Raw genomic sequence first — 24,277 nt, forward strand, 5'->3', positions numbered from 1 at the left:
TCGCCGCTGCTGCGGCGGGGCTGGGTGTGCTGCTCGCCCACGCATGTCCACGCGCCCCCAACTGCGCGCCACACGTCCCGAGGACACCTCAACCCATGTCTGTCACCGCTGTCTCCACAGCGCCCACTCCCGTATCCGACCCGCACCGCCGCGGTGTCCGCGCCAACCCGTGGCTGACGCTGGTCGCTGTCGCGTTCGGCCTGTTCATGGTCGGCCTCGACGGCTCCGTCGTCTCGATCGCCAACGCCGAGATCGCCCGCGACCTGAACGCCACCACCGCCGAACTGCAGTGGGTCACCAACTCCTACCTGCTCGCCCTCGCCGCCACCCTCATCCTCGGCGGCAAGCTCGGCGACCGCTTCGGACGCCGTACCCTCTTCCTCGTCGGCGTCGTCGGATTCACCGCCGCGTCCGTCGCGATCGGCCTCGCCGGCTCGATCGAGGGTGTCATCGCCTTCCGCGCCGTACAGGGCGCCTTCGGTGCGATGCTCATGCCCAACACCCTCGCGCTGCTGCGTGCCGTCTTCCCGCCGAAGAAGTTCGGCATGGCGGTCGGCATCTGGGCGATGATCTCGTCCGTCTCGACCGCACTCGGCCCGATCGTCGGCGGACTGCTCGTCGAGCACGTCAACTGGGAGTCCGTCTTCTACATCAACGCCCCCATCGGCGTCATCGCCCTCGTCTTCGGCCTCGTGGTTCTGCCGCAGTCCAGGAACGAGGCGGCCGCGAGCGAGAAGTTCGACGTGCCCGGCGTCGTGCTGCTCGCGTTCGGACTGCTCGCCGTCGTCTTCGGCGTCGTCAAGGGCGAGACGTGGGGCTGGACTTCGGCCGGCACGCTCGGCGCGATCGCCGGGGGCGTCGTCGTCCTGGTCCTCTTCGGCTGGTACGAGACCCGCGTCGCGCACCCGCTCCTCCCCATGCGGCTGTTCCGCAACCCGGCCCTGACCATCGGTACGATCGTCACCGCGCTGAACTTCTTCGTCCTGCTCGGCGTGATCTTCTTCGTGATGCTGTACCTGCAGAACGTACGAGGCTTCACGCCTGTCGAGGCCGGTGTGCGCACCCTGCCGCTCAGCCTGGCCTCCATGGTGGCCTCGCCGCTCGGCGCGAAGCTCACCGAGAAGTTCGGCCCGCGCCTGACCATGCCGCTGGGGATGGTGCTGCAGGCCGCAGCCGCGTTGACGATGCTCGCGTGGAGCGCCGACTCGTCGTACAACATCCTGTGGCCGCCGTTCGTGGCCCTCGGCCTCGGCGTCGGCATGGTGATGTCCGCATCCTCCGACGCGATCGTCGGCAACGCCCCCGTCCAGGACAGTGGCGTCGCGGGTGGCCTCCAGTCCACCTCGCTACAGGTTGGCGGAGCGCTCGGCACGTCGGTGCTCGTCTCCCTCATCAGCAGCCGCGTCGGCTCCACACTCACGGACTCACTGACCGACGCGGGTGTGCCCCACTCGGTCGCCGCTCGCCTCGAGGAGGCGAAGGACGCGGTCGCCATGGGCGTCGCCCCGGTCTCCGACGCGATGCCGGCACAGCTCAGGGCGGCCGTGGCGGAGGGCAGCCACACCGCCTTCATGAACGGCGTCCACACCGCCGTCCTGGTCACCGGCATCCTCGCCCTCGTCGGCGCCGCCCTCGCGGCGCTCGGCCTCCGCGGCCGGAAGGAAGAAAAGGCGCCGAGCCTGGTTGCCGCCTCGGCTCCGGCCGCCACTCCGAGCCAGCCGCTCACCACGGCCGTCCCGACGGCGACCGCGAGCGCCGCGGCCGAGGTCCCGTCCTCCGGCGGCATCCCGGTCAGCGGCCACGAGGGGATCCAGCGAGGCTGACCCGCCCGTACGCATCCGGCCCTCCGCCCTTCCGGGCGGGGGCCGTTTCCGTACAGTCGCCCAGTCTTGTCTGACCGTGCGTGCCGATAACCCATGTCACCCGTGCTGAGCAGCAGTTATCGTCACGATGTGATCACGTCGACGGTCTCCACGGCCGTCACGGTGCACGCTCGGATCCCGTGGCAGTACGTCTGATCTACCAGTTCTGCTGCCTGCTCCTAGGCTGGCTGCGCCTGCTGGCCCGCTCCTCCGCGGCGAAAGACGTCGAGATCTTGGTGCTGCGCCATCAGCTGAGCGTCCTGGAACGCGGCAGGCCAAAGCCCGCCTTCACCCTCGTCGACCGGGGCCACCGGCACCCCGTCCGGTGTCGGCTACGCCCGCACACCGCCCTGGCTGTTGCGGCCGGGCGACGTGGTGGAGGTCGAGGCCAAGCGTCTCGGGGTCCTGCGCAACACGATCGTCGGCGACGGGCACCGCCGGAATTCCGCGTTCGCGGGAACTGGACGGAAGGAACGTGCGTGAGCGGCCGTCGGACGCGGTCGACACGAGTGTCGGGATTCCAGGTTGTTGGCGTGGTGAAGAGGTGAGTACTCCAGGGAGGTGCCGTTGGCGCCGAAGTGGATGCCGAAGCGGGCCTCGTTCGGGCAGATGGCAGTCGCCTACGCGGGGCTGTACCTGGCCTCCGACGAGGCCGCATGGGTCACGGGGACGAACATCGTGGTCGACGGCGGGGCAAGCGCGATCATGTAGCGGTCGCATTGCTCACGCGCCGGCGGCTACCAATGCGCCTCGCCAAGTCCTGCGCAAGAAAGAAGCGTGCGGCTCTTCTTGAGGGAAGTTCCTGATCAGGCGGTGAGCTGGTAGCGGTGTTGGTCGGGTGTGGGGTAGAGACGCTGGTGCTCGCGTTCGAGGTGGTAGGCCCAGTAGGCGTCGAAGTCGCCGTTGTCGATGAGGGCGCGGAGCTTGAAGACGGCTTCGGCCCCGTCGAGGCCCCAGTGGGCGCCGGTGATGTCGAGACGGTCGCCGATCAAGTGCCGGCACGCTCCTTCGATCGCTCCGGTGGCGATCGGCCAGCCGGCTTCGAGAGCGGTGTCGTAGCGGAGGTGGTCGAGGTGGCCGGTGAGGTAGCGGACACAGACGTCGACGCCGGTGCGCTTGTTCTTCGACAGCTGTTGCCGGTCGGCCTGGGCGGCCATCTCGATGGCGGCGCAGGCGGCCTGACCATGCAGGATCGTGGTGAGGTGGCTGGCGACCCACGCCACGTCGGCCGTGCCGGGCTTGTGGAAGCAGTGCGCCGCGCCCCAGCAGTACTTCGCCACGTGCACGATATCGAGGAGCACGTGCGGGCTGATGCCGCGGTCGGCGGCCTACCGCTCGAGAAGGTCGAGTTGGTGGCGGGCGCCATCGACGAGTGCCAGCCGGGTGCGATAGTGAGCTGGGTCGCGGGCCCCTGCCTGGTCGAAGGCGTCGGTGATCACGTCTTCGGGCTGGTGGACCACAGAGGCGTTCAACCACTTCCGCTCGGCCTTCGGCCCTTTGCGTGGCGTGCGGTCCCCGCTGCGGCCCTCGGGCGGGGCGATCACATCGTGGGGGCGGCGCAGGGCCAGCTTCGCATCGTAGACACAGGCCAGGGTGGCCATCCGCTTGCGGTGGGGCATCTCGCCCGGAGCGAGCCGGCCGCGCGGTGAGTTCTTCTTGGCCAGATGGGCCTTGAGCGTGTCGGATCGGAGGGCTTCGGGGCGCATGACCACGCCCTTGGCATCGACCTGGAGGACAAGCAGCATCTCGGCGGTGGAGGGGGCGGGGATCTTCCACTCACGGTAGAAGCCGTCGATGTCCCGGGCGGCGGCGATCACGAGCTGTCCGAGCTGCCGCTTGCCGAGCACTCTTCCGCAGCGCCGCTCGACGGCGGGCTTGGCCTGGTCGAACGAGCCGCGTACTGCTTCCTCGACCGCAAGGCGCCGCAGCCCCATCGAGTGCCGTCCGGCAGACAGGGCGAGCCGTGCGTCGGCGACGTAGACGTTGTGCAGCCCCTTCTGCCGGAAGGCCACCCGCCTCACGCGCACCAGACCGAACTTGCAAGCCAGCCGCCTGGCGTGCGCGTACTCGCGGTACGGGCGAAGGTGTCCGTCCGCCCCACCGCCTTCGCCTTGGTGCGGCGGGCCTGCTCCTCCTCTCGTGACTAGCGTAAATACCTGCACATCGGGAGGGAACTGCCTTGATCTCCGCGCTAGCCAGGACGGCGTCAAAGGCATCGGAGAACTTCCCGTCCCGGTCCCGCAGGAAGAACCCGAACCGGTGCACCCGGCCCTCGATGTCCAGGCCCCACCAGTCCCTGCAACAGCGCCCTCCGCAGGCCGTGGAGACCGACCAGCCAGCCCAGGTCGTCCCCCTGACTGGCTCGATCCGCCGTACCCAACGGCTCGGCGGACTGATCAACGAATACCGGCAGACAGCGTGACCGCGCCGAACTCACGGCCAGAACCGGGAATTTCACGCGGTACAGGACTTCTACAACGGGCATCGACCTCACCGGACGCTCAGTCACGCCGCGCCGCTGCGCGCACTACCTGCACCGATCAATGATCAGGGCCGGATCACTCGCCTCGACGTCCGTCGACACGATCGACTCGGCGGAGTCCTCCATGAGTACCGCTATGCCGCATGACCAGCACGGATGCTTTATCGGCACCGCAGTGACGAGGGTTCTCGGTACCCACACGGTTACAGGCCGGGCCAGGACGGGACCGCCGGGGACGGGAACTAACAGGAACTGATGGAGAAAGCCGAGCCGATGGACGTCGACGACCGTGAACCCGGCACGTTCCCGAACCCCTTACGCATCGTGCTCGTGACCCTGATGGCGTGGCCCCGCTCGCCCTGAGCGGCCTGAACAATCGACAGCGCACCGGCCGCCAGGAGCAATCCCGTGCCGCGCCCGGCGGCCACAGCCGACACCCCGCCACCGACGTGCAGTTCCCCGACGCCCCGGGCAGACAGCGAAGTCAGCGAGGGCCATCAGGAATTGCTTCCGAAACGGGCAAGGGCCGGAATTGCTGCGGCATCGCCCGGCCTCTGTGCGAGGCGGCCCGTCAATAGTCTTCAGCATGCGCTCCCGCTCCTGCCGCGGCATGTCGCCCGGCATCCGCACCATCTCAGTGAGATCGTCCATCGCCGGCGTCACCGCTCGCTGGCAAAATCGACATCAGTCCGAGTGGCCTCCGGCGTGATCTGCGGCCTGTCAGGACGGCGCCAGGGATGCGCGATGGGCGCAGACACAGCCCGCCACCAGGGGTCGGTCGGGAGCGTGCCTGCAGGTTCGAAGGGCTCGCCGGGCCGCGGAGACGCAACCGCCTGCCCGACCTCCTCAGCAGCGTCCTTCGTCCACTCCCCCGGCTCCGCCCACGGGTGCAGGGACAGGTTGAAGGTGCCCCAGTGGATCGGCAGCAGCACACCATGCGGCTTGTGTCCTTGCAGGTCAAGGTGTGCTTGGACTCCCTGAGCGGGCGACATGTGGATGTCCGGCCACGCCCCAGGCAGGGGGGTATAGTCCTTGTGGTTCTTGGGCCAGTAGTCGCTGTACGCGCCGATCTGGATCATCGTGGCGTCGAAGGGGCCGTGCTCGGCGCCGATGTCCTTGAAGCCGGGGAAATACCCGGTGTCCCCGCTGTGGTAGATCCGGTGTTCGTCGCCCGCCACGGCCCAGGACGCCCAGAGTGTGTGCTGCTGGTTGCGCAGGCCGCGGCCGCAGAAGTGGCGGGCGGGGGTGGCGGTCAGGGAGAGGCCGGAGACCTTGGTGGACTCGTTCCAGTCGAGCTCGCGGAGCCGGTCTGCCGATATGCCCCAGCGCTCCAGATGGGCGCCGACGCCGAGCGGCACGGCGAACACGGTGTCCGTGCCGGCCAGCTCCTTGATCGTGGGCAGGTCGAGGTGGTCGTAGTGGTCGTGCGAGATGACGATCACGTCGACCGGGCCCAGCTCGGCCAGCGGCACGGGTACGGGGTGCAGCCGCTTGGGGCCCGCGAAGTCGAAGGGGGAACACCGCTCGCCCCAGACCGGGTCGAACAGCACGCGGCGGCCGTCGATCTCGGCGAGCACGCTCGAGTGCCCCATCCAGGTGAGCCGCAGCCCGCTCGCCGGGGGCCTGGCCAGGTCGGCGAGGGTCGTGGCGTGCACCGGCACCGGTTCGGCGGGCGCGCGCCTGGCGCGCTCCTCCTTGCGGAAATACATCTTCGCCAGCTCGAACGCTGAGCCTGAGGAAGGGCGGGTCCGGGCGCCCACCGGGTTCTGGAACGAACCGTTGGCGAAGTTCGGCGATCTGTGGATCCGCGCCAGCCGCTCGCCCTCCGGTTCCGCGCCGAAGGCGGCGGGCCGCAGCGAGCGCAGCCCCGAGCTCAGAGAACGGGAACCGGTCACGGCACCTCCTGTGGTCGTAGGTCATCCATTATGTGGGGCCCCTCTGACAGGACCGGGTCGGCGAGATGACGGCGCGATGACCGCGGCCGTTCGCTCTCCTCCGGCCTCCGGAGCCTCCAGGGATCTCCGGGGACTCCGGGTGGCCCTCGCCCTCCGGCGCCCCTCGTAAGGACGCCGCAATCGGCTCCGGGGATGCCTCGTCCTCGACGGGCGTGGTACTCGGGCTGTGGCACTCGGAAAAGTCAGCCCGCATGTCACATCCGCGGCGCCCCGGTCCGTCGTACCGGTGACAGCACACCGCATGCATCAGGACGGAAGGTGGCCCCATGGCCCGCATCTCTCTCGACCCGCCCCGGACTCTGTTCTTCCGCATCGTGGAGTGGTACTCGAAGCGCACGTACGGCAAGGTCTTGGACCCCGCGAAGGCGCTCGCCCACCATCCGCGAGTGCTGTGGGGCGATCTCCGCTTCGAGCAGTCCGTGGCGAAGTGGGACAGGCTCAACCCGGATCTTAAGGCGCTCGCGGAGATGGCCACGGCCGCGTCGATCGGCTGCTCGTGGTGCATGGACTTCGGGTACTGGAAGGAGCACGGCCGAGGCATGACGGAGCAGAAGCTGCGCGACGTCCCGGCCTGGCGCGACAGCGACGCGTACACACCCCTGGAGCGCGACGTCCTCGCCTACGCGGAGGCGATGACCGCGACTCCGCCGACCGTCGATGACGACCTGGCCGGCCGCCTGCGCAGGCGCCTGGGCGACGCAGCCTTCGTCGAGCTGACGGCCATGGTCGCGGTCGAGAACCTGCGCTCGCGCATGAACTCGGCGCTGGGCCTGACCAGCCAGGGATTCAAGGACTCGTGCGATCTCCGGGACGGCCCGGCGACGCGGGGTGCGGCGGCATCGTCGGGTGCCTGACCAGTCGCTTCCTGGCCAAGGGCGCTGTCCGGTCCGGGGACAGCGCCGCGGCGCCCTGATCTCGGGCGCTGCCCCCCACGCTCAGGGCACCCGCGTTGACAGCGATCTCGAGAGATCTCGATACTGACCGGCGATTCAGTAACGATGCGGCAAGCGCGTCAACGATGCAGTAAGCGCGTCGATGCGCAGATCGAGACCCGAGACCCTGGAGACCCATGTCCGGCACACCCGCCGAATCCGGCCCGCGACACACCGCGGAACGCAACGCCGCGGAGCCCCCGCTGGTATCGCTGACCTGGACCGATCACGTCACCGGCCGCCGCGGGTTCCTCGTCGTGGACCGGCTGGTGCGCGGTGTGTCCAGCGGCGGGCTGCGGATGCGCGCGGGCTGCACGCTCGACGAGGTCACCGGTCTCGCGCGCGGAATGACGATGAAGGAGGCCCTGCACTACAACCCGGAGGGCCGCTACATCCCGCTGGGTGGCGCCAAGGGCGGTATCGACTGCGATCCGCAGGATCCGGAGGCGTACGACGTCCTGGTGCGCTACCTGCGCGCCATGCGCCCGTACATCGAGGACTTCTGGACCACCGGGGAGGATCTCGGCCTCACCCAGGACCTGGTCGACAGGGCGGCCGCCGAGGCGGGGCTCGTCTCGTCCATCCAGGCCGTATACCCGCTGCTGGACGACGAGACGGCGGCCCGGCAGCGGCTCGCCGACGCGTTCGCGGTCGAGGTGGACGGCATCGGGCTCGACGAGCTCGTCGGAGGGTGCGGGGTCGCGGAGTCGGTGCTGGCCGCGCTGGACCGGGCGGGTGTGCCGCATGCGGGCGCCCGCGTCAGTGTGCAGGGCCTGGGGACCATGGGCGGCGCGACGGCCCGCTTCCTCGCGCGCGCCGGACTCACGGTCGTCTCCGTCGCCGACGTCAAGGGGACAATCGCCAACCCGGCCGGGCTCGAAGTCGAGGCGCTGCTCGCGGCCAGAGACGCGTACGGCACGGTGGATCGCGCCGCCCTGCGCGACGACGACCTGGAACTGCCGGGCGATGCCTGGCTGTCCGTCGACGCGGACGTCCTCGTACCCGCGGCGGTGTCGTATGCAATCGATGCCGGGAACCAGCGGCGGATCACGGCCCGCTGGGTTGTCGAGGCGGCGAACATGCCGGTGGTGCCGGAGGCGGAGACGCTGCTGACCGCGCGGGGGATCACCGTCCTGCCGGACGTCGTCGTCAACTCCGGTACGAATGCCTGGTGGTGGTGGACGCTGTTCGGCGACATCGGCGCGGACGCGGACGAGGCCTTCGCCCACACCCGCCGCTCCATGCGCGCCCTGGTCGACCAGATACTCACGCGTGCGGAGACCGACGGTTCGACGCCGCGGGCGGCCGCGCACGCCATCGTGTCGGACCGGCTGCCGGTGATCGCGGAACGGTTCGGGTGGTACAGGTGACTGTTCCGGCGCATGCCCACGCGCGCGTGCCGCACACGGTCGGACTGCACACCGTCGGGCTGCTGGTGTGCGGCGTGGACGGGGTTTCCGGATGACGCGGGTGCGGCTGGGCGTGGCCGAGCGGCGCGAAGAGCTGTTGCGGGCCGCCGTCGAGCAGATCGAGGCGCGAGGCGTCGCGGCCGTGCGCATCGCCGATGTGGCCTCCGCGCTGGGGGTCAGCAACGCTCTGGTGCTCTATCACTTCTCGACCAAGGAGCAGCTGGTCGCCGCCGCGTTCGCGCATGCCGCCGAGGGCGATCTCGCGCATCTGCGCAAGCTGCTGGGCAGGCGCACGACGGCGGTACGGCGCCTGCGTGCCGCGGTCCGCTGGTATGCGCCGACCGGGCAGGCCAAGGGATGGCGGCTGTGGATCGAGGGCTGGGCGGTGGCCCTGCGCGATCCGGCGCTGCGGGAGGTGACCCGCGGCCTCGACCAGCAGTGGAAGGCGGCGCTCGCCCAGGTGATCGCGGAGGGCGCGGCGGCCGGTGAGTTCCGCTGCCCGGACCCCATGGCCGCCGCACTGCGCCTGACCGCGCTGCTGGACGGGCTCGCGGTCCAGATGACGGCCTACGACGGCGCGTTGTCCCGTGCGCGGATGACTGAGTGGGTCGACGACGCGCTCGCCCGTGAACTGGGTCTGGAGCGGGAGGCGTTGACGGCGACGGCACGGTGAATCGGCGGGCGGGGCCCGGGTTCCGGACGGGCCCCCGGTCCCACCCGCAGACCGGCAAGCCCGGGTCCCGGACGCCCGCCCCAGACGCGCCTACAGCGGCAGCAGATCCGGCCTCTTCGCCTCCACGTTGTCCCCGGAGGACTCCCCCCGCAGCCGCCGTCCGATCCACGGCACGAGGTACTCGCGGGCCCAGTGGATCGTGTCGCGGCGCACCTCCAGGGAGCCGCGCGGCGGTTCCGGGGGCCAGGGCTGGTCAGGGTCGGCCGGTACCTCGAGTCCGAGTACCTGTGCGGCGCGCAGGGCGACGCGGGTGTGGCCCTCGGGCGACAGGTGAAGCCGGTCGGGGTCCCAGGCCCTGCGGTCCTGGATGGTCTTGAGGGACCACAGGTCGAGGACGGGGCAGTTGTACCGGTCGGCGATGGACCGCAGGTGCAGGTTGTACGTGGCGATCTTGCCGCGCAGGTGTTTGAGCACGGGTACGTCGCGGGTGTCGAAGCCCGTGGCGATCAGGACGGTGCCCGCGGCCGACGTGAGGTCGGCGACGGCCCGCTCGAAGCGCTCCGCGAGGTCGTCGGGGTCGGTGCCGGGCCGGATGACGTCGTTGCCGCCGGCGCAGAACGTCACCAGGTCGGGCGCGAGTCCCCTGGCCCGCGGTATCTGGTCCGCGACGATCTGGTCGAGGAGTTTGCCGCGTACGGCCAGGTTGGCGTAGCGGAAGGTGTGTTCAGGGACCCGGTCGTCGAGGAGGACGGCCAGCCGGTCGGCCCAGCCGACGAAGTGCCCACCGGGCCCGGGGTCTCCGACGCCTTCGGTGAAGCTGTCGCCGACCGCTGCGTAGGACCTGATCACGTCATTGGTGAGGAATCTCGACTCTGCTGCCACGTCGGCATATCTTTCACCTCCCTAAGTGACCTACGCCACCGTAGGAAGGGGTTGACGGCGGGTGAGAAATGCCACTCGTCAAGATTGGCCCAAGCCAGGAATAGAGGAAGTGCCTTGCGCGGCTCGCAGGCAGAACGACGTGAGCCCGGTCAGGCCGCACCACGCATGGGTACGGCCTGACCGGGCCTGGCCCCCGACTGTCGCCGGATGCGAACCGGCGTCAGATCGAGACGCCGTGCAGGCGCAGGTAGGCCAGCGGGTCGACGTCCGAGCCGTAGTTCGGCGTGGTGCGGATCTCGAAGTGCAGGTGCGGGCCGGTCACGTTGCCGGTGGCGCCGGAGAGACCGATCTGCTGGCCGGCCGTCACGGTCTGGCCGGCCGAGACGGAGAGGGCGGACAGGTGGGCGTACTGGGCGTACATGCCGTCGCTGAGCTTGATGACGACCTGGTTGCCGTACGCGCCGCCCCAGCCCGCAGAGACGACGGTGCCCGCACCGACGGCCTTGAGGCTGGTGCCGGTCGGGGCGACGAAGTCCACACCGGTGTGGTAGCCGCTCGACCACATGCTGCCCGACTGGTGATAGGGGGTGCCGACGGTCGCGCCGGTGATCGGCGCGGTGAAGGCGGAGGCAGTCGTGGCCGCCGAATCCGTGGCCGCGGTGTTGGTGGCCGTGGCGGCCGCCTTGGGGGCAGCGGTGGTCGCCGTGGAGGTCTTGGTGTCCTCGGTCTTGGAGGCGGAAGCCTTGGCATCGATGACGAGCTTGAGGCCCGCGCTGATCTTCGCGGGATCGGCGCCGATGGCCTTGCGGTTGTCCTGGTAGAGCTTCTTCCAGCCCCCGGCGACCTTCTGGTCCCTGGCGATGCCGGCGAGGCAGTCACCCTGCTTCACCGTGTAGGTCTTCGTCGCGGCCGACTTGGCGGCGGCAGCGGTGGCGGCCTTACCGGAAACGGACTGGACGGCGGAGGACGGCGCGGGGGCGGCGAATGCGCCGGTGGCGCCGATGAGCGGCAGTGCGAGTGCGGCACTGCCGGTGCCGAAAGCGGCTATGGAGCGGGTGAAGCGCTGGGACTTGCTGCGGCGGGGCTTACCGGTCGCGGGCATGGCGAATTCCTCTCCGGCGCCTGCGAGGTGAGCTGTCGGGTTCGGACTGGAGATGTCCGGCCGCGTTTTGGCGCGACTTCACCCCAAGCCGGTCCCGGGACCCGGAACCGGCGTACTACCTGTGGGGTCCCCCGCTCCTGCCATTCACGGGTGTGAGTGGGGATTCCGGGCGATGGCAGGATTCGGCGTCCGCCCGGATCGACCGCGACCGTAAGCGAGCCGGAATGGCGGAAACAAGCGACGAGTTAAGGGTCGGATTCCGGTTCTTGATCCTTCTTCGGAAATACCGGTCACCCTCCGTGGATTAACGATCTCCGCATTCCGGGCAACGCCCAGGAATTTCCCGGGAAGCCACGAAAGGGAGATCGCCACCCACCGTCACCAATATGATCCTGCTCACGGCATGCCAGTCATGCCGCCTTAATACAGGGCCAGTTGGGACGTAACCGCTAATAATGCACAAATCGGTCAGATGCGACGCAGACGGAAAACTGCCGCATCCAGGTCACCGTGCAGCCCGGTGCGCAGACCGTGGTGCAGCAGCACCGCACCCCGGTGCACCGCGCCGGTCTCGAGGCACTCGTACGACGCGGAGGAGTCCAGCCCGCGCAGCCTGACGGCCGGCGGCGCCTGGCCGTAGTGCTGGGCCTGCAGCCACGCCAGGACGACGGTCTCGTCGCCGAGGACGTACTGCACGGCGCTCAGGCCGCCCTCCGGCGGCCGCAGCCGGTAGAGGTCGCCGCGCTGCACGACGGGCCGGATCTCCTTGTAGAGATCCACCCACCGGCGGGCCTCGGCGAGCTCCTCGTCGCTCCATTCGGTGAGATCGCCGCCGACGCCGAGCACCCCGGCCATCGCGCTGATGAAGCGGAAGCGCAGCGAGCTCACCCGGTCGTTGAGCTGCACGTTCGGACTGTCGGTGACCCAGGCGGCCATGACCCGGGCGGGATGCACCTGGCTGAAGCCGTGCTGGATGGCCAGCCGGTCCAGCGGGTCGGTGTTGTCCGAGGTCCACACCTGGTCGGTGCGCGCCATGATCCCGAGGTCGATGCGGCCACCGCCGCCCGAGCAGGACTCGAAGGCCACCCCCGGGTGGGCGGCGCGCAGCCGGTCCAACAGCCCGTACAGCGCGTGCACATGGCCGTTCCAGAGCCTCTGCGGGTACGGCTCGCCCGGCCACCCGGCATCGGTGAAGCAGCGGTTGAAGTCCCACTTCACGTAGTCGATGGGGGCGCTGCCGAGCAGGGTGTCCAGCTGCTCCCACAGGTACTGCTGGACGTCCTCGCGCGCGAGGTTGAGGACCAGCTGGTTGCGGAACTCGGTCCGCGTACGACCGGGGAAGTGCTGGACCCAGTCGGGGTGGGCGCGGTACAGGTCGCTGTCCGGGTTGACCATCTCCGGCTCGACCCAGATGCCGAACTGCATGCCCAGGGCGTGCACGTCGTCGGCGAGCGGCTTCAGACCGTGCGGGAAGCGGTCCGGGTTGGGCGTCCAGTCGCCGAGGCCGGCCCGGTCGCTGGTCCGTGCCCCGAACCAGCCGTCGTCGACGACGAACAGCTCGACGCCCATGTCGGCGGCGCGCCGGGCGAGCGCCCGCTGCTGGTCCTCGGAGATGCCGAAGTTGGTGGCCTCCCAGGAGTTGTAGAGCACGGGCCGGTCCTGCTCGGCGTCCGGAATGACGTATTCGCGCTGATATGCGTGCCATGTCCGGCTCGCTCCGCCGAAGCCGCCGTCGCTCCAGAGCCCCGCGAAGACGGGTGTGACGATCGCCGTGCCGGGCTCGAGCAGCTCCTGCCCCGAATCGTCGTGCCCCGTCCCTCCGGTGATCTGCACGATGCCGTCCGGCAGCTGCTGCACGGCGATCCGCCAGGATCCCGACCAGGCGAGCGCGCAGCTGTAGACCTCGCCGGACTCCTCGGTCGCGGCGCCGTCCGCGTCAAGCGCGACCCACGGCAGGTGCTGGTGCCCGGTGTGACCGCGCCGGCTGCCGATGATCTTCTCGCCGTAGGTCAGCTCGGACCGTACGAGCCGGGACTCGGCCGCCCACCGGCCGTGCAGCTGTGACAGCCGCCAGCGGTCACGCACCGGCAGCGTCCAGGTCGCGGAATCGGCGCGCAGCACCTCCAGGGCGCGGGCGTCGGCCGGACCCTGGTGGATCAGGATGGCGTCGCGCTCGACGACGTCGCCGCGCATGCGGTACCGGAGGGTGAGCTGGAGGTGGTGCACCTCGTCGAAGAAGTGCAGCTGCAGCTCGTCGTCGTCCGCGGCCGCGTTCCGGTATCGCCACTCGGTCCCGCGCACCTCGTCGGTGCGCACGGACAGCGCGGGACGTACGAAACGGGGGCCGCCCTCGACCGGGTACTCCTCGTGTCCGTCGTGCGGCGACTCGAAGGGCCAGTAGGGCGCGGGAGGTTCGGCGGCGAGCGCCTCGGCGTCGGCAAGGGTGATCCGCGGTCCCCAGTGAAGGTGCAGCAACTCGTCGCGGTCCGTCAGCCGCAGCGCATAGCTGCTGCCGGGCCCGGAAAGGAGCCACGTCCGGCCGTCGCCACCGATCTCGATCATCAAGCCCCCACACATTCGCTCAACCACGCTCAGGTACCAACATCATCGGTGGTGGAAGGCGCTCTCGGCAATGACCTCATACCGGGCAGGCCGGACGCCGGGGCCGCGGGGCAAGGCACCAAATACGGCCGTATGTGACGGCCGTACGGGTTCACGAAGAGACCGAAATCCGCCGCGACAGCAGATGATTGGCCGTGACACCCATGTCGTATGGTCGACAGAGCGCCCTCCGGCGAGCAGCGTCGGTGGCGGACTGGGAGGAGCCCACGTGACGCAGCAGGTCCCGTCGACAGAACCTGAGCTGGCCCGTGTGCGCAACTTCCGCGACGTCGGGGGTCTGCCGACGGAGGACGGCCGGCGGACCCGGTGGGGGCAGCTGTTCCGGAGCGGGCACCTGGCGCACGCCACCGAGTCGGACGCGGCGTTCCTCGCCTCGCTGGGCCTGCACACGATCTTCGACTTCCGCAACTCCGCGGACCAGCGGCTCGAGGGCCCCGACGTGGAGCTGCCCGGCGTACGCAATGTGAACATCCCGATGAACGACCCGGCCGACGGGGCCGAGTTCTGGAGGATGGTCCGTGACGGCAGCGTGGACCAGCTGCGCACCATCCTCGCCGACGGCAAGGCCGCGGGCCGGATGATCGCCTCGTACCGCACGATCATCAAGCGGCGCACCGCCGAGCACAGCCGTGTGCTGCACTCCCTGGCGGACGACACTGTGCCCGCGCTGATGCACTGCGCCGCGGGCAAGGACCGCGCCGGCCTGTCGATTGCGATCACGCTGCTGGCGGTCGGTGTCGAGCGCGACGCCATCGAGACGGATTACCTTCAGTCGAACGCCGCGCACCGCCGCTACAAGGTGCGCCGGTCCGACACCTCCTCGAAGGGCATGTCGCCCGAGATCATGGAGCTGCTGAGCCCGCTCTTCGACGCCCGCGCCGAGTACCTCCACGCGGCCTTCGACACGATCGAGGAGACCTGGGGCACCACCGAGAACTACTTCGCCGAGGGCCTCAAGCTGACCCCCGAGGTACGGGAGCGGCTCCGCGCGCGGCTGCTCGACTAGAGAGCTGCTCGGCAAGAGAGCCGCCCGGCTCGGACGGCGCCCGTACCGGCTTACTGGCTCTTCGCACCGAGCTCGAAGAGCAGGAATATGAACGCCGCCAGGAGATGCCCCACGGCGATGTAGACGATGAGCCGCACCCAGAGCGCGCGCGGGAACCTGTCCTCGATCGAGCGGCGGGACGCGGCCGGCTCGGACGCCGCAGGCTGGGGCGTTATCGGTTCGGGCGTCGTCGGTTCGGTCATCGCGGGTCTCCCATGGTCCGGTGGCCGGCCGCCGGGCCGAGGCACGGCACGGCGGCGGGGCTCTGCAGCAGAGTGTGTACGAAGAGCAGCTCGGCCCTTTCACGGCCCTCGGCCGCGAGCCGGTGCGGGGTCAGCGAATCGAAGTGCGCACTGTCGCCGGGCCCGAGGGTGTGGGTTGCGTCTGCGAGCCGCAGCCGCAGCCGCCCCTCGAGCACGTACAGCCACTCCTCGCCCGGGTGCACGCGCACGATGTCGCCCTGCGTCCCGGGCGCCACGTGGACCCGCAGGGCCTGCATGGCGCGGCCGGGGGAGCCCGCCTGCCGGTAGGTCCAGCCGCCCGCCTCGGTGGGCTCCGTGTCCGCGCCGCGGAGTACGGCGTCGCGGCCGGCCACGGTCTCGCCGAGCAGCTCCGACACCGTCGTACCGTAGACACGCGCGAGCGTGAGCAGCATCGGCAGCGAGGGCTGGCGGCGTCCGGTCTCGAGGCGTGAGAGGTGGGCGGGCGAGAGCCCTGCGGCGCGGGCGGCGGCCTCGAGGGTCAGGGAGGCGCGTCGCCGCAGCTCGCGCAGGTGGGGTGCGACGGCGGGCAGCTCATCGGCCGCCGCCGGCCGCTCCGGCTCGGAAGGGCTCATGCCTCCGATTCAGCCAGACATCATGCCTCTCGGGCAAATTTATTGCCCGAGAGGCAAAACAGCCTGGGCAGCCGGCTACCGGTTGGCCACCGCCTGCTTCACCAGCGTCTTCCCGAAGTCCCACATGAGTCCGCCACCACTGTGCGCATCGTCCATGACGGCCGTGAAGGCCTCCACGAAGCGGTCCACGTCCCGCTCCCCCACCACCAGCGGCGGGATCAGCTTGATCACTTCGAGGTGGTCGCCGGAGACCTGGGTGAGGATGCGGTGCCTCTGCAGCAGCGGCACCACCACCATCTGCGCGAAGAGTCCCTTGCGGGCGGCCTGCAGCATCGTCCAGCGGCTGCGCAGCTTCAGCGAACGCGGCCTGCCGAACTCGATGCCGATCATCAGCCCACGGCCCCGTACGTCGCTCAGCAGCTCATAGCGGTCGACGAGCGCCGCCAGCCGGCTCTTCAGCAGCTCACCGGTCGCGCGCGCGTTCGCGACGATCTGCTCGTCCTCCATGACGGAGAGCACGGCGAGCCCGGCCGCCATGGCCTGCGCGTTGGAGCCGAAGCTCGCCGAGTGGACGAGCACGCGGTCGATCGACGAGTAGACCTTCTTGAAGATCCAGTCCTTGCCGATCGTGGCGCCGACCGGGACGTAGCCTCCTGAGAGCGCTTTCGCCACGCACACCAGGTCCGGTTCGACGCCCTCCTCGTGCTGATACGCGTAGAAGTCGCCGGTGCGGCCGAGACCGGTCTGCACCTCGTCGGCGATGAGCAGCGCCTTGTGCCGGTGCAGCAGGTCCTGGGCGGCGCGCAGATAGCCGGGCGGCGCCTCGTGCACGCCCTTGCCCTGGATCGGCTCGACGATCAGCGCGGCGACGTCGCCCTTCTTGAGCTCCTTGGCGAGTACGTCGAGGTCGCCGAGGGGAATCGCGGTGTCGGGCAGCAGCGGTGCGAAGCCGTCCCGGAAGCCCGACTCGCCGTTCACGGACAGCGAGCCGGTGGTCAGCCCGTGGAAAGCGTGCTCGCAATACAAGACGCGCGGCTTCCCCGTCGCGTACCGGGCGAACTTCAGCGCCGTCTCCACGGCCTCCGTGCCGCTGTTGCCGAAGAACACCCGGTCCAGATGCGGGCTGTGGGCCAGCAGCTTCTCGGCGAGCAGCCCCGGCAGAGGCTGGCAGTCGAAGCGCGTCAGATCGGCGAGCGAGGCGTCGAGGACGTCGTGCAGCGCCTTGCGTACGACGGGGTGGTGCCGGCCCAGGCCCATGACGCCGAACCCGGCGAGCATGTCCAGGTAGTCGTTGCCTTCCTCATCCCAGAAGTGCGCGCCCTCGGCCCGCTCGTAGACCTTGTCGAAGCCGATGGTGTGCAGCATGCGCGGCAACTGGTGGTTGAGGTATCTGGAGTGCAGGTCGTAGCGCTCGGCGCCGCGCTCCGCGAGGAGCCTGACCAGGTCGAATTCCTTGCGCCCGCCGGGCTGCGCACCTTCGCGCGTGCCCTGTTCCAAGGGGCCCTGCGCGCCTTCCTCGAACTCCTTGGGATCGGAGGTGGTCATTCCGGTTTCTCCTTGGCTGCCAGGGCGGCACCGATCCGTCCGGCGATCTCGACGGGCGTGAGCCCGATGTCGGCCAGTACCTCACCACGCTTGGCGTGCGCCAGGAACTGCTCCGGGATGCCGAACCGCCGTACGGGTACGTCGACTTCGGCATCGTTGAGCGCCAGCGCGACCGCCGCTCCGACGCCGGCCGCCCGGCTGTTGTCCTCGACGACCGCCACCAGGTCGTGCGCTGCGGCCAGCGGCGGCAGCGCGGGGTCGACGGGCTTGACCCAGCGCGGGTCGACGACGGTGCACCGGATGCCGCGCGCCTCGAGCAGCTCGGCGGCCTGGAGGCACACCGGCGCCATCACGCCGACGGCGACGAACAGCACCTGCCCGTCCGCGGGACCCCGCGCCGACGCCGTCCGATGCAGCACGTCCAGGCCGCCCATCCGGTCCACCGCAGGGATCGCGGGCCCCACCGACTCCTTGGGGAACCGCAGCAGCGTCGGCGCGTCATCGACGGCGACCGCCTCGCGCAGCTGTGCCCGCAGCTGGTCGGCGTCCCGCGGCGCGGCGATCCTGAGGCCCGGTACGACCTGCAGGATCGACATGTCCCACATGCCATTGTGCGAGGCCCCGTCGACCCCGGTCACACCCGCCCGGTCCAGCACGAACGTCACCCCGCACCGGTGCAGGGCGACATCCATCAGCAGCTGGTCGAAGGCGCGGTTGAGGAAGGTGGCGTAGACGGCGACCACCGGATGCACCCCGCCCGTCGCGAGGCCGGCCGCGGACACCGCGGCGTGCTGCTCGGCGATCCCCACGTCCCACACCCGGTCGGGGAACCGCTCGGCGAACTTGGTCAGACCCACCGGGTGCAGCATCGCCGCCGTGATCGCCACGACGTCCTCGCGCTCGGCCCCGATACGGGCGATCTCGTCGCCGAAAACTTCCGTCCACGAAGGCCCGTTGGAGGGTGTGAGCGGTTCACAGGTCAGCGGGTCCATGACGCCGACGGTGTGGAAACGGTCGGCCTCGTCCGCGAGAGCGGGCTCGTAGCCGCGCCCCTTCTCGGTGAGGCAGTGCACGAGCACCGGGCCGTGGAAGCGCTTCGCGCGGCGCAGCGCCGACTCGACGGCACGGGTGTCGTGCCCGTCGATCGGCCCCAGGTACTTCAGCCCCAGGTCCTCGAACATGCCCTGCGGTGCGAAGGCGTCCTTGAAGCCCTTCTTGGCGCCGTGCAGCGACTCGTACAGCGGCTGCCCGATGACGGGTGTGCGCTGCAGTACGTCCTTGCCCCAGGCCAGCATCTTCTCGTAGCCGTCGGTCGTGCGCAGCGTCGCCAGGTGGTTGGCGAGGCCGCCTATCGTCGGCGCGTAGGAGCGTTCGTTGTCGTTGACGACGATGATGAGCGGCCGGTCCTTGGCGGCCGCGATGTTGTTGAGCGCCTCCCACGCCATGCCGCCGGTGAGCGCGCCGTCCCCGATGACGGCGACGACATGGCCCTGCTCCCCCAGTACCTGCCGCGCCTTGGCGAGACCGTCCGCCCAGCCGAGGGCGGTGGAGGCGTGGCTGTTCTCGATGACGTCGTGCTCGGACTCCTCGCGCGACGGATAGCCGGACAGGCCTCCCTTGCCGCGCAGCTTGGAGAAGTCCTGACGTCCCGTCAGGAGCTTGTGTACGTAACTCTGGTGACCGGTGTCCCACAGGATGCGGTCGACGGGCGACTCGAAGACCCGGTGCAGGGCGATGGTGAGCTCCACCACCCCGAGGTTGGGCCCGAGGTGACCGCCGGTCCGGGCGACCGCATGCACCAGGAACTCGCGGATCTCCTCGGCCAGTACGCCGAGTTCGTCCTCGGACAGCGCCTTCAGATCACGCGGTCCCCGAACCGTTTCCAGAATCGTCACGCTCGGGCCTCCCCTCTTTGTTGGAGCGCGTTCAGCTCACGGCGACGCCGGACGCTCCCGGCGTGGTGACGGTCGGGGTGCCGGAGGCGACACCGTCGTTCTCCGTCTGCTCGGCCAGCTTCATGGCCTCCTCGATGAGGGTCTCCACGATCTTCGACTCGGGCACCGTCTTGATGACCTCGCCCTTCACGAAGATCTGCCCCTTGCCGTTGCCGGAAGCCACACCCAGATCCGCCTCGCGGGCCTCCCCCGGGCCGTTGACCACACAACCCATGACCGCCACCCGCAGCGGCACCTCCATGCCCGTCAGACCCGCCGTGACCTCCTCGGCCAGCTTGTACACATCCACCTGCGCACGCCCGCACGACGGACACGACACGATCTCCAGACCCCGCTGCCGCAGATTCAGCGACTCCAGGATCTGGATGCCGACCTTCACCTCCTCCACGGGCGGCGCGCTCAGCGAGACCCGGATGGTGTCGCCGATGCCCTGCGACAGCAGCGCACCGAACGCCACGGCCGACTTGATGGTGCCCTGGAAGGCCGGACCGGCCTCCGTCACACCGAGGTGCAGCGGGTAGTCGCACTGGGCGGCCAACTGCCGGTACGCCTCGATCATCACGACCGGGTCGTTGTGCTTCACCGAGATCTTGATGTCCCGGAAGTCGTGCTCCTCGAAGAGCGACGCCTCCCAGAGCGCCGACTCGACCAACGCCTCGGGCGTCGCCTTGCCGTACTTCTGCAGCAACCGACGGTCCAGAGAACCGGCGTTCACACCGATACGGATCGGCGTACCCGCGTCCTTCGCCGCCCTGGCGATCTCCCTGACCTTGTCGTCGAACTGCTTGATGTTCCCCGGGTTCACGCGCACCGCCGCACAGCCCGCCTCGATCGCAGCGAACACGTACTTCGGCTGGAAGTGGATGTCCGCGATTACCGGGATCTGCGACTTGCGCGCGATGGTCGCCAGCGCGTCAGCGTCGTCCTGCGTCGGGCACGCCACGCGCACGATCTGGCACCCGGACGCCGTCAGCTCCGCGATCTGCTGCAGCGTCGCACCGATGTCCGAGGTCCGCGTCGTCGTCATCGACTGCACCGACACCGGCGCGCCACCGCCCACCGCCACCGACCCGACCTGGATCCGCCTCGAGAGGCGGGGTTCGGCGATCGGCCGGGCCGGCATTGCCGGAAGCCCCAGTGGGACAGGCTCCACAGTCGTCACGGCGTCACCTGCGGCTTTCCATTGCCCAGGGTCTCGCGGGCCGCGCGCAGCGACTCCTTGAGCGAGCCCATGGTGGCCATGACGGCGGTGGGCTCGTAGCCGCAGTGCGCCATGCAGTTGGCACACCGCGGGTCCTTGCCGCGGCCGTACGCGTCCCAGTCGGTCTCCTCCAGGAGCTGCTGGTACGTCTGGACGTACCCGTCACTCATCAGATAGCAGGGCTTCTGCCAGCCGAAGAGCGAGTAGCTCGGAATGGCCCACGCGGTGCACGGGAAGTCGACCTTGCCCTCCAGGAAGTCCAGGAAGAGCGGGCTCTGATTGAGCCGCCAGTGCCTTCGGTTGCCGCCCGCGAAGGCCTTCTTGAACAGCTCGCGGGTCTGCTGGACGCCCAGGAAGTGCTCCTGGTCGGGTGCCTTCTCGTAGGCGTAAGCGGGCGAGAGCATCATCTCGTCCACATTCAGGTCGTCGTTGAGGTAGTTGAGAACCTCGATGACGGTCTGCGGGGTGTCGGTGTTGAAGAACGTCGAGTTGGTGGTGACCCGGAAGCCGCGGCGCTTGGCCTCCTTGATGGCCTCCACCGCCTCGTCGAAGACGCCTTCCTTGGCGACCGACTCGTCGTGCCGCTCCCGCAGGCCGTCGATGTGCACGGCCCAGGCGAAGTAAGGGGACGGCTTGAACTTGTCCATCTTCTTGCGCATCAGCAGCGCGTTGGTGCAGAGGAAGACGAACTTCTTCTTCGCCACCAACTGCCTTACGATCTCGTCGATCTGCGGATGCATCAGCGGCTCGCCGCCGGCGATCGACACCATCGGCGCGCCGGACTCGAGCACGGCGCCCACGGCCTGGGCCACCGGCATGCGCTGCTTGAGCACTCCAGCCGGGTGCTGGATCTTGCCGCAGCCCTCGCATTTGAGGTTGCAGGCGAAGAGCGGTTCCAGTTCCACGAGCAGAGCGAACTTGTCCCGCCTGCGCAGCTTCTGCTCAAACAGATACCTAGCGACCTTGATGGTCTGACGGAGCGGCATGGCCATCTTGCTCACCTCCTGGGGAGCAGCAAATTACGGTGCCATTCGAAGAACACAGGCAGCACGGAGCGAAGAACATGGAAAGCTGATATTCCACCGCGGACCGTGCCGATTCGGACGAGCTCATGCTCTGGAGCGTCCACGACCACCCGGACGGCCGCAACCGGGCGCGGACCCACCCGAACGGCCGAGCGGAGCGTCGCCGCGGACTCCATGTCCACGGCGATCGCGCCTTTGGCGAGCAGCTCGGAACGCTCTTGACCTCGGACGACGTGGTCGGAGCCGGTGAGCGGCCCGATGTGGACCGTCCGCCCGGGAACGGCCCGGACCAGCTCCCGTACGAGCAGTTCCGTGCCCACACACGGCGTAGTGCCGTCCGGGTCGCGGGTCTCCTCGGCGACCACCAGGTCGCCGGGGTGCATTCCCGGTGCGAGTCCGGCGCAGAAGCCGGTGGCCACGACGGCCGCTTCGCGCAACGCCTCATCGGCGAGGGCGCGCGTGACGGCGCGTTCGGCGGCCTTGGGGCCCATGCCCGTACGCAGTACGGTCACGGGTCCCGCGGCGCCGGTGCGCTCACCGGTACGCAGGGCGAAGCGCTCGATGCCGAGCGCGCAGGCGACCAGCAGGGGTGGGCTCTCCTTGGAGCCATCCGGGGAGTCCTCCGGGGACTCCGGGTCGCCGGCCATCAGCTCGCCTTGCCGAAGGAGGGTTCCCCGTGGACGTACCGGCCGAGCGCGGTGAGCGGGAAGACCTGCCGGTAGAGGTGGTAGTTGATGGAGAAGTCCCAGGGGAACCCGGTGCCGGTGAAGTACGGCTCGTCCCAGGAGCCGTCGTCTCCTTGCGTCTCGGCGAGCCAGGCGACGCCCCGCTCCACGGCCTTGGACTCCTGTTCGCCTGCCGCGAGCAGTGCAAGCAGCGCCCAGGCGGTCTGCGAGGCGGTGGAGGCGCCCCGGCCGCTCCACCCCGCGACGTCGCGGTAGGAGCGCAGGTCCTCGCCCCAGCCGCCGTCGTCGTTCTGCACGGACTCCAGCCAGGCGACGGCGCGGCGGATCGCGGGGTGCGAGCCGGGCAGTCCGGCGGCCGTCAGCGCGGGCACCACGGATCCGGTGCCGTAGACGTAGTTGACGCCCCAGCGGCCGAACCAGGAGCCGTTCGCCTCCTGCTCCGCGAGCAGCCACTCGATGCCGCGGCGCGTGGCCGGGTGGTGGGACTTTCCGTCGGCCGCCATCATCTCCACGACGTGCGCGGTGACGTCGGCGGACGGCGGGTCGATGACCTCGCCGAAGTCGCAGAACGGCAGCCGGTTGGGGAAGCTGCTGGTGTTGTCGACATCGAAGGCCCCCCAGGCGCCGTTCCTGGACTGCATGCCGACGTTCCAGTGCACGCCGCGGTCGACGGCCTTCTCGACGCGGTCGGGGTCCGGGTGCTTCACGCGCCGCAGGGCCAGGACGACCTCGGCGGTGTCGTCGATGTCCGGGTAGTTGTCGTTGTGGAACTCGAACGCCCATCCGCCCGGGGTGAGGTGCGGCCTGCGGACCGACCAGTCACCGGGACGCACGATCTGCTCGCCCAGCATCCAGTCGGCGGCCTTGACGAGCTGCGGGTGGTCGGCGGGCAGGCCCGCGTCGGCGAGCGCGATGGTCGCGAGGCAGGTGTCCCACACGGGCGACTGGCAGGCCTCGATCATCCGGGCCCCGTCCCCCCGCCATACGGCGTAACGGTCGAGCGACTCGAGGCCTGCGCGCATCACCGGGTGCTCGAGGTCGTATCCGAGCAGATGCAGCGCGATCAGCGAGTACACGGCGGGCGGCTGGATGCCTCCCCAGCAGCCGTCGTTCTCCTGGCGCTCGATGATCCAGCGGGCCGCGGAGTTCATCGCCGCCCTGCGCAGCCCCCGCGGCGCGACCTTGTGGTACGCGTGCAGGGCCTTGTCGAGGCGCTGGAAGACGCCGTCCCAGCTGGCCGCGGGCGCGAGAGGCCTGGGGGGACTGGGGTTGCCCGGGTCGGTGTGCAGCTCCTCGAGCGGGAACGGTGCGGGCCGCACCGGCCGCTTCGCGGAGACGACGGTGAGCGGCACGATGGTCTGCCGGGCCCAGCAGCCGAAGTCGTAGATGTTGAGCGGGAACCACTTCGGGAAGTAGATGAGCTCGGGCGGGAGTTCGGGCAGGTCGTCCCACTTCCACCAGCCGAAGAGGGCGAGCCAGATGCGGGTGAAGACCCGGCTTGCGGCGATGCCGCCCTGCTCGCGGACCCATTCCGCGGCCTTGGCCATGTGCGGGTCGTCGGGGCTGTCCCCGGCGAGGCGCAGCGCGACGTACGCCTCGATGGTGGCGGAGAGCTCGCCGGGCCCGCCGTAGAAGGTGGCCCAGGTGCCGTCGTCGCGCTGCTCGCCGCGGATGAAGAGGGCGGCGGCGTTGGTGGTCGCGTCGTCGCGGATGCCCAGGAACTGCCTCAGCAGCAGGTCTTCGGCGTCCATCGTGACGTTGGTCTCGAGGTCGCCCTTCCACCAGCCCTGGGCGTCCTGGCGGGTGAGAAGGAAGTCTGTGGCGCGCTGGAGGGCGCGGGTGGCGGCTTCGTGCGTCCCGGCCGCCGCGGGCGTCGATTCACTTGTTCCAGTTGTTCCGCTGGCCGAGGCAGCGCGGGGCGGAACCGCCCCGGTGCTTCCATCGGTCGTCGCTGTCATGGCTTCCCCTTCGTGCAGTGGTCGTTCTGCTGGGTCCGCCGTCGGCCGGTGCCTGGTGAGCACCGGCCGGCGACTGCGCTGGAGATCCGGGGACCACCCCGGAAGCAC

19 protein-coding genes, 1 pseudogene and 1 riboswitch are annotated in these 24,277 nt (G+C 69.8%); of the genes and pseudogenes, 7 read left to right on the forward strand and 13 right to left on the reverse strand.

What is annotated here, in order from left to right:
- The first annotated feature begins 95 nt into the window (after positions 1-95).
- From ABT009_RS22510 to ABT009_RS22520, 3 genes are all read left to right on the forward strand, one after another.
- Entirely contained in the window at positions 96-1,823 is a 1,728-nt protein-coding gene (locus ABT009_RS22510) for an MFS transporter (protein ID WP_351297607.1), read from the forward strand.
- 396 nt (positions 1,824-2,219) lie between these two features.
- Positions 2,220-2,345 (forward strand): hypothetical protein, encoded by a 126-nt coding sequence (locus tag ABT009_RS22515; RefSeq protein ID WP_502989936.1) that lies wholly within the window; start codon positions 2,220-2,222, stop codon positions 2,343-2,345.
- 84 nt (positions 2,346-2,429) lie between these two features.
- The gene (locus ABT009_RS22520; RefSeq protein ID WP_351297610.1) at positions 2,430-2,573 is read left to right on the forward strand and encodes an SDR family oxidoreductase; all 144 of its coding nucleotides are present in this window, start codon (positions 2,430-2,432) and stop codon (positions 2,571-2,573) included.
- A 95-nt stretch (positions 2,574-2,668) separates the two neighbouring features.
- On the opposite strand, the pseudogene ABT009_RS22525 reads toward ABT009_RS22520, so the two are convergent.
- Positions 2,669-3,961: pseudogene (locus ABT009_RS22525) on the reverse strand (ISKra4 family transposase); the annotation flags it as partial.
- 1,042 nt (positions 3,962-5,003) lie between these two features.
- Positions 5,004-6,239 (reverse strand): MBL fold metallo-hydrolase, encoded by a 1,236-nt coding sequence (locus tag ABT009_RS22530; RefSeq protein WP_351297613.1) that lies wholly within the window; start codon positions 6,237-6,239, stop codon positions 5,004-5,006.
- Between the two features lie 326 nt (positions 6,240-6,565).
- Between ABT009_RS22530 and ABT009_RS22535 the strand changes: the two genes are divergently transcribed.
- The 3 genes from ABT009_RS22535 to ABT009_RS22545 all read left to right on the forward strand — a co-directional run bounded on the left by ABT009_RS22535 (position 6,566) and on the right by ABT009_RS22545 (position 9,313).
- Positions 6,566-7,153 (forward strand): carboxymuconolactone decarboxylase family protein, encoded by a 588-nt coding sequence (locus tag ABT009_RS22535; protein ID WP_351297616.1) that lies wholly within the window; start codon positions 6,566-6,568, stop codon positions 7,151-7,153.
- A gap of 215 nt (positions 7,154-7,368) precedes the next feature.
- Positions 7,369-8,601, forward strand: coding sequence for a glutamate dehydrogenase (locus tag ABT009_RS22540; protein ID WP_351297619.1), 1,233 nt, complete (start codon positions 7,369-7,371; stop codon positions 8,599-8,601).
- A gap of 91 nt (positions 8,602-8,692) precedes the next feature.
- Positions 8,693-9,313: a TetR/AcrR family transcriptional regulator gene (locus ABT009_RS22545; protein WP_351297622.1), complete on the forward strand. Its 621-nt coding sequence runs from the start codon at positions 8,693-8,695 to the stop codon at positions 9,311-9,313.
- A gap of 90 nt (positions 9,314-9,403) precedes the next feature.
- On the opposite strand, the gene ABT009_RS22550 is transcribed toward ABT009_RS22545, so the two are convergent.
- The 3 genes from ABT009_RS22550 to ABT009_RS22560 all read right to left on the reverse strand — a co-directional run bounded on the left by ABT009_RS22550 (position 9,404) and on the right by ABT009_RS22560 (position 13,859).
- On the reverse strand, positions 9,404-10,195 hold the full coding sequence (locus ABT009_RS22550; protein WP_351297625.1) for an SGNH/GDSL hydrolase family protein: 792 nt from the start codon (positions 10,193-10,195) through the stop codon (positions 9,404-9,406).
- Between the two features lie 220 nt (positions 10,196-10,415).
- Positions 10,416-11,297, reverse strand: coding sequence for a peptidoglycan DD-metalloendopeptidase family protein (locus tag ABT009_RS22555; protein ID WP_351297628.1), 882 nt, complete (start codon positions 11,295-11,297; stop codon positions 10,416-10,418).
- A gap of 4 nt (positions 11,298-11,301) precedes the next feature.
- Positions 11,302-11,479: riboswitch (cyclic di-AMP (ydaO/yuaA leader) on the reverse strand.
- Between the two features lie 286 nt (positions 11,480-11,765).
- On the reverse strand, positions 11,766-13,859 hold the full coding sequence (locus tag ABT009_RS22560; RefSeq protein WP_351297630.1) for an alpha-galactosidase: 2,094 nt from the start codon (positions 13,857-13,859) through the stop codon (positions 11,766-11,768).
- A 268-nt stretch (positions 13,860-14,127) separates the two neighbouring features.
- Between ABT009_RS22560 and ABT009_RS22565 the strand changes: the two genes are divergently transcribed.
- The gene (locus tag ABT009_RS22565) at positions 14,128-14,925 is read left to right on the forward strand and encodes a tyrosine-protein phosphatase (RefSeq protein WP_351297633.1); all 798 of its coding nucleotides are present in this window, start codon (positions 14,128-14,130) and stop codon (positions 14,923-14,925) included.
- A 50-nt stretch (positions 14,926-14,975) separates the two neighbouring features.
- Here ABT009_RS22565 and ABT009_RS22570 read toward each other — a convergent pair whose 3' ends face one another.
- From ABT009_RS22570 to shc, 8 genes are all read right to left on the reverse strand, one after another.
- Complete coding sequence (locus ABT009_RS22570) at positions 14,976-15,092, reverse strand: DUF6126 family protein (protein WP_351298029.1); 117 nt, start codon at positions 15,090-15,092, stop codon at positions 14,976-14,978.
- Positions 15,093-15,163: 71 nt separating this feature from the next.
- Positions 15,164-15,799, reverse strand: coding sequence for a helix-turn-helix domain-containing protein (locus tag ABT009_RS22575; RefSeq protein ID WP_351297636.1), 636 nt, complete (start codon positions 15,797-15,799; stop codon positions 15,164-15,166).
- A 75-nt stretch (positions 15,800-15,874) separates the two neighbouring features.
- Positions 15,875-17,344, reverse strand: a complete 1,470-nt coding sequence (locus ABT009_RS22580; RefSeq protein ID WP_351297639.1) for an aspartate aminotransferase family protein — start codon at positions 17,342-17,344, stop codon at positions 15,875-15,877.
- Positions 17,341-19,239, reverse strand: a complete 1,899-nt coding sequence (dxs, locus tag ABT009_RS22585) for a 1-deoxy-D-xylulose-5-phosphate synthase (protein ID WP_351297642.1) — start codon at positions 19,237-19,239, stop codon at positions 17,341-17,343. The genes ABT009_RS22580 and dxs overlap by 4 nt, the downstream gene beginning before the upstream one ends.
- A gap of 31 nt (positions 19,240-19,270) precedes the next feature.
- Positions 19,271-20,452 (reverse strand): flavodoxin-dependent (E)-4-hydroxy-3-methylbut-2-enyl-diphosphate synthase, encoded by a 1,182-nt coding sequence (ispG, locus tag ABT009_RS22590; RefSeq protein WP_351298032.1) that lies wholly within the window; start codon positions 20,450-20,452, stop codon positions 19,271-19,273.
- Between the two features lie 5 nt (positions 20,453-20,457).
- On the reverse strand, positions 20,458-21,492 hold the full coding sequence (gene hpnH / locus ABT009_RS22595; protein WP_351297644.1) for an adenosyl-hopene transferase HpnH: 1,035 nt from the start codon (positions 21,490-21,492) through the stop codon (positions 20,458-20,460).
- Between the two features lie 5 nt (positions 21,493-21,497).
- A complete protein-coding gene (locus ABT009_RS22600) occupies positions 21,498-22,172 on the reverse strand; it encodes a phosphorylase family protein (protein ID WP_351297647.1) in 675 nt (224 codons plus the stop codon).
- Complete coding sequence (gene shc / locus ABT009_RS22605; RefSeq protein WP_351297650.1) at positions 22,172-24,169, reverse strand: squalene--hopene cyclase; 1,998 nt, start codon at positions 24,167-24,169, stop codon at positions 22,172-22,174. Before shc ends, ABT009_RS22600 begins: the two co-directional genes overlap by 1 nt.
- Positions 24,170-24,277: the final 108 nt, after the last annotated feature.

Source organism: Streptomyces sp. NPDC002896, assembly GCF_040295225.1.
In the GTDB taxonomy this organism is placed as follows: Bacteria; Actinomycetota; Actinomycetes; order Streptomycetales; family Streptomycetaceae; genus Streptomyces.

Bases quoted from the DNA above. Each gene is read 5' to 3' on its own strand.
- ABT009_RS22510 (WP_351297607.1), top strand. From the start codon at position 96: ATGTCTGTCACCGCTGTCTCCACAGCGCCCACTCCCGTATCCGACCCG.
- ABT009_RS22535 (WP_351297616.1), top strand. From the start codon at position 6,566: ATGGCCCGCATCTCTCTCGACCCGCCCCGGACTCTGTTCTTCCGCATC.
- ABT009_RS22540 (WP_351297619.1), top strand. From the start codon at position 7,369: ATGTCCGGCACACCCGCCGAATCCGGCCCGCGACACACCGCGGAACGC.
- ABT009_RS22545 (WP_351297622.1), top strand. From the start codon at position 8,693: ATGACGCGGGTGCGGCTGGGCGTGGCCGAGCGGCGCGAAGAGCTGTTG.
- ABT009_RS22555 (WP_351297628.1), bottom strand. From the start codon at position 11,297: ATGCCCGCGACCGGTAAGCCCCGCCGCAGCAAGTCCCAGCGCTTCACC.
- ABT009_RS22560 (WP_351297630.1), bottom strand. From the start codon at position 13,859: ATGATCGAGATCGGTGGCGACGGCCGGACGTGGCTCCTTTCCGGGCCC.
- ABT009_RS22575 (WP_351297636.1), bottom strand. From the start codon at position 15,799: ATGAGCCCTTCCGAGCCGGAGCGGCCGGCGGCGGCCGATGAGCTGCCC.
- ABT009_RS22580 (WP_351297639.1), bottom strand. From the start codon at position 17,344: ATGACCACCTCCGATCCCAAGGAGTTCGAGGAAGGCGCGCAGGGCCCC.
- hpnH (WP_351297644.1), bottom strand. From the start codon at position 21,492: ATGGCCATGCCGCTCCGTCAGACCATCAAGGTCGCTAGGTATCTGTTT.
- ABT009_RS22600 (WP_351297647.1), bottom strand. From the start codon at position 22,172: ATGGCCGGCGACCCGGAGTCCCCGGAGGACTCCCCGGATGGCTCCAAG.
- shc (WP_351297650.1), bottom strand. From the start codon at position 24,169: ATGACAGCGACGACCGATGGAAGCACCGGGGCGGTTCCGCCCCGCGCT.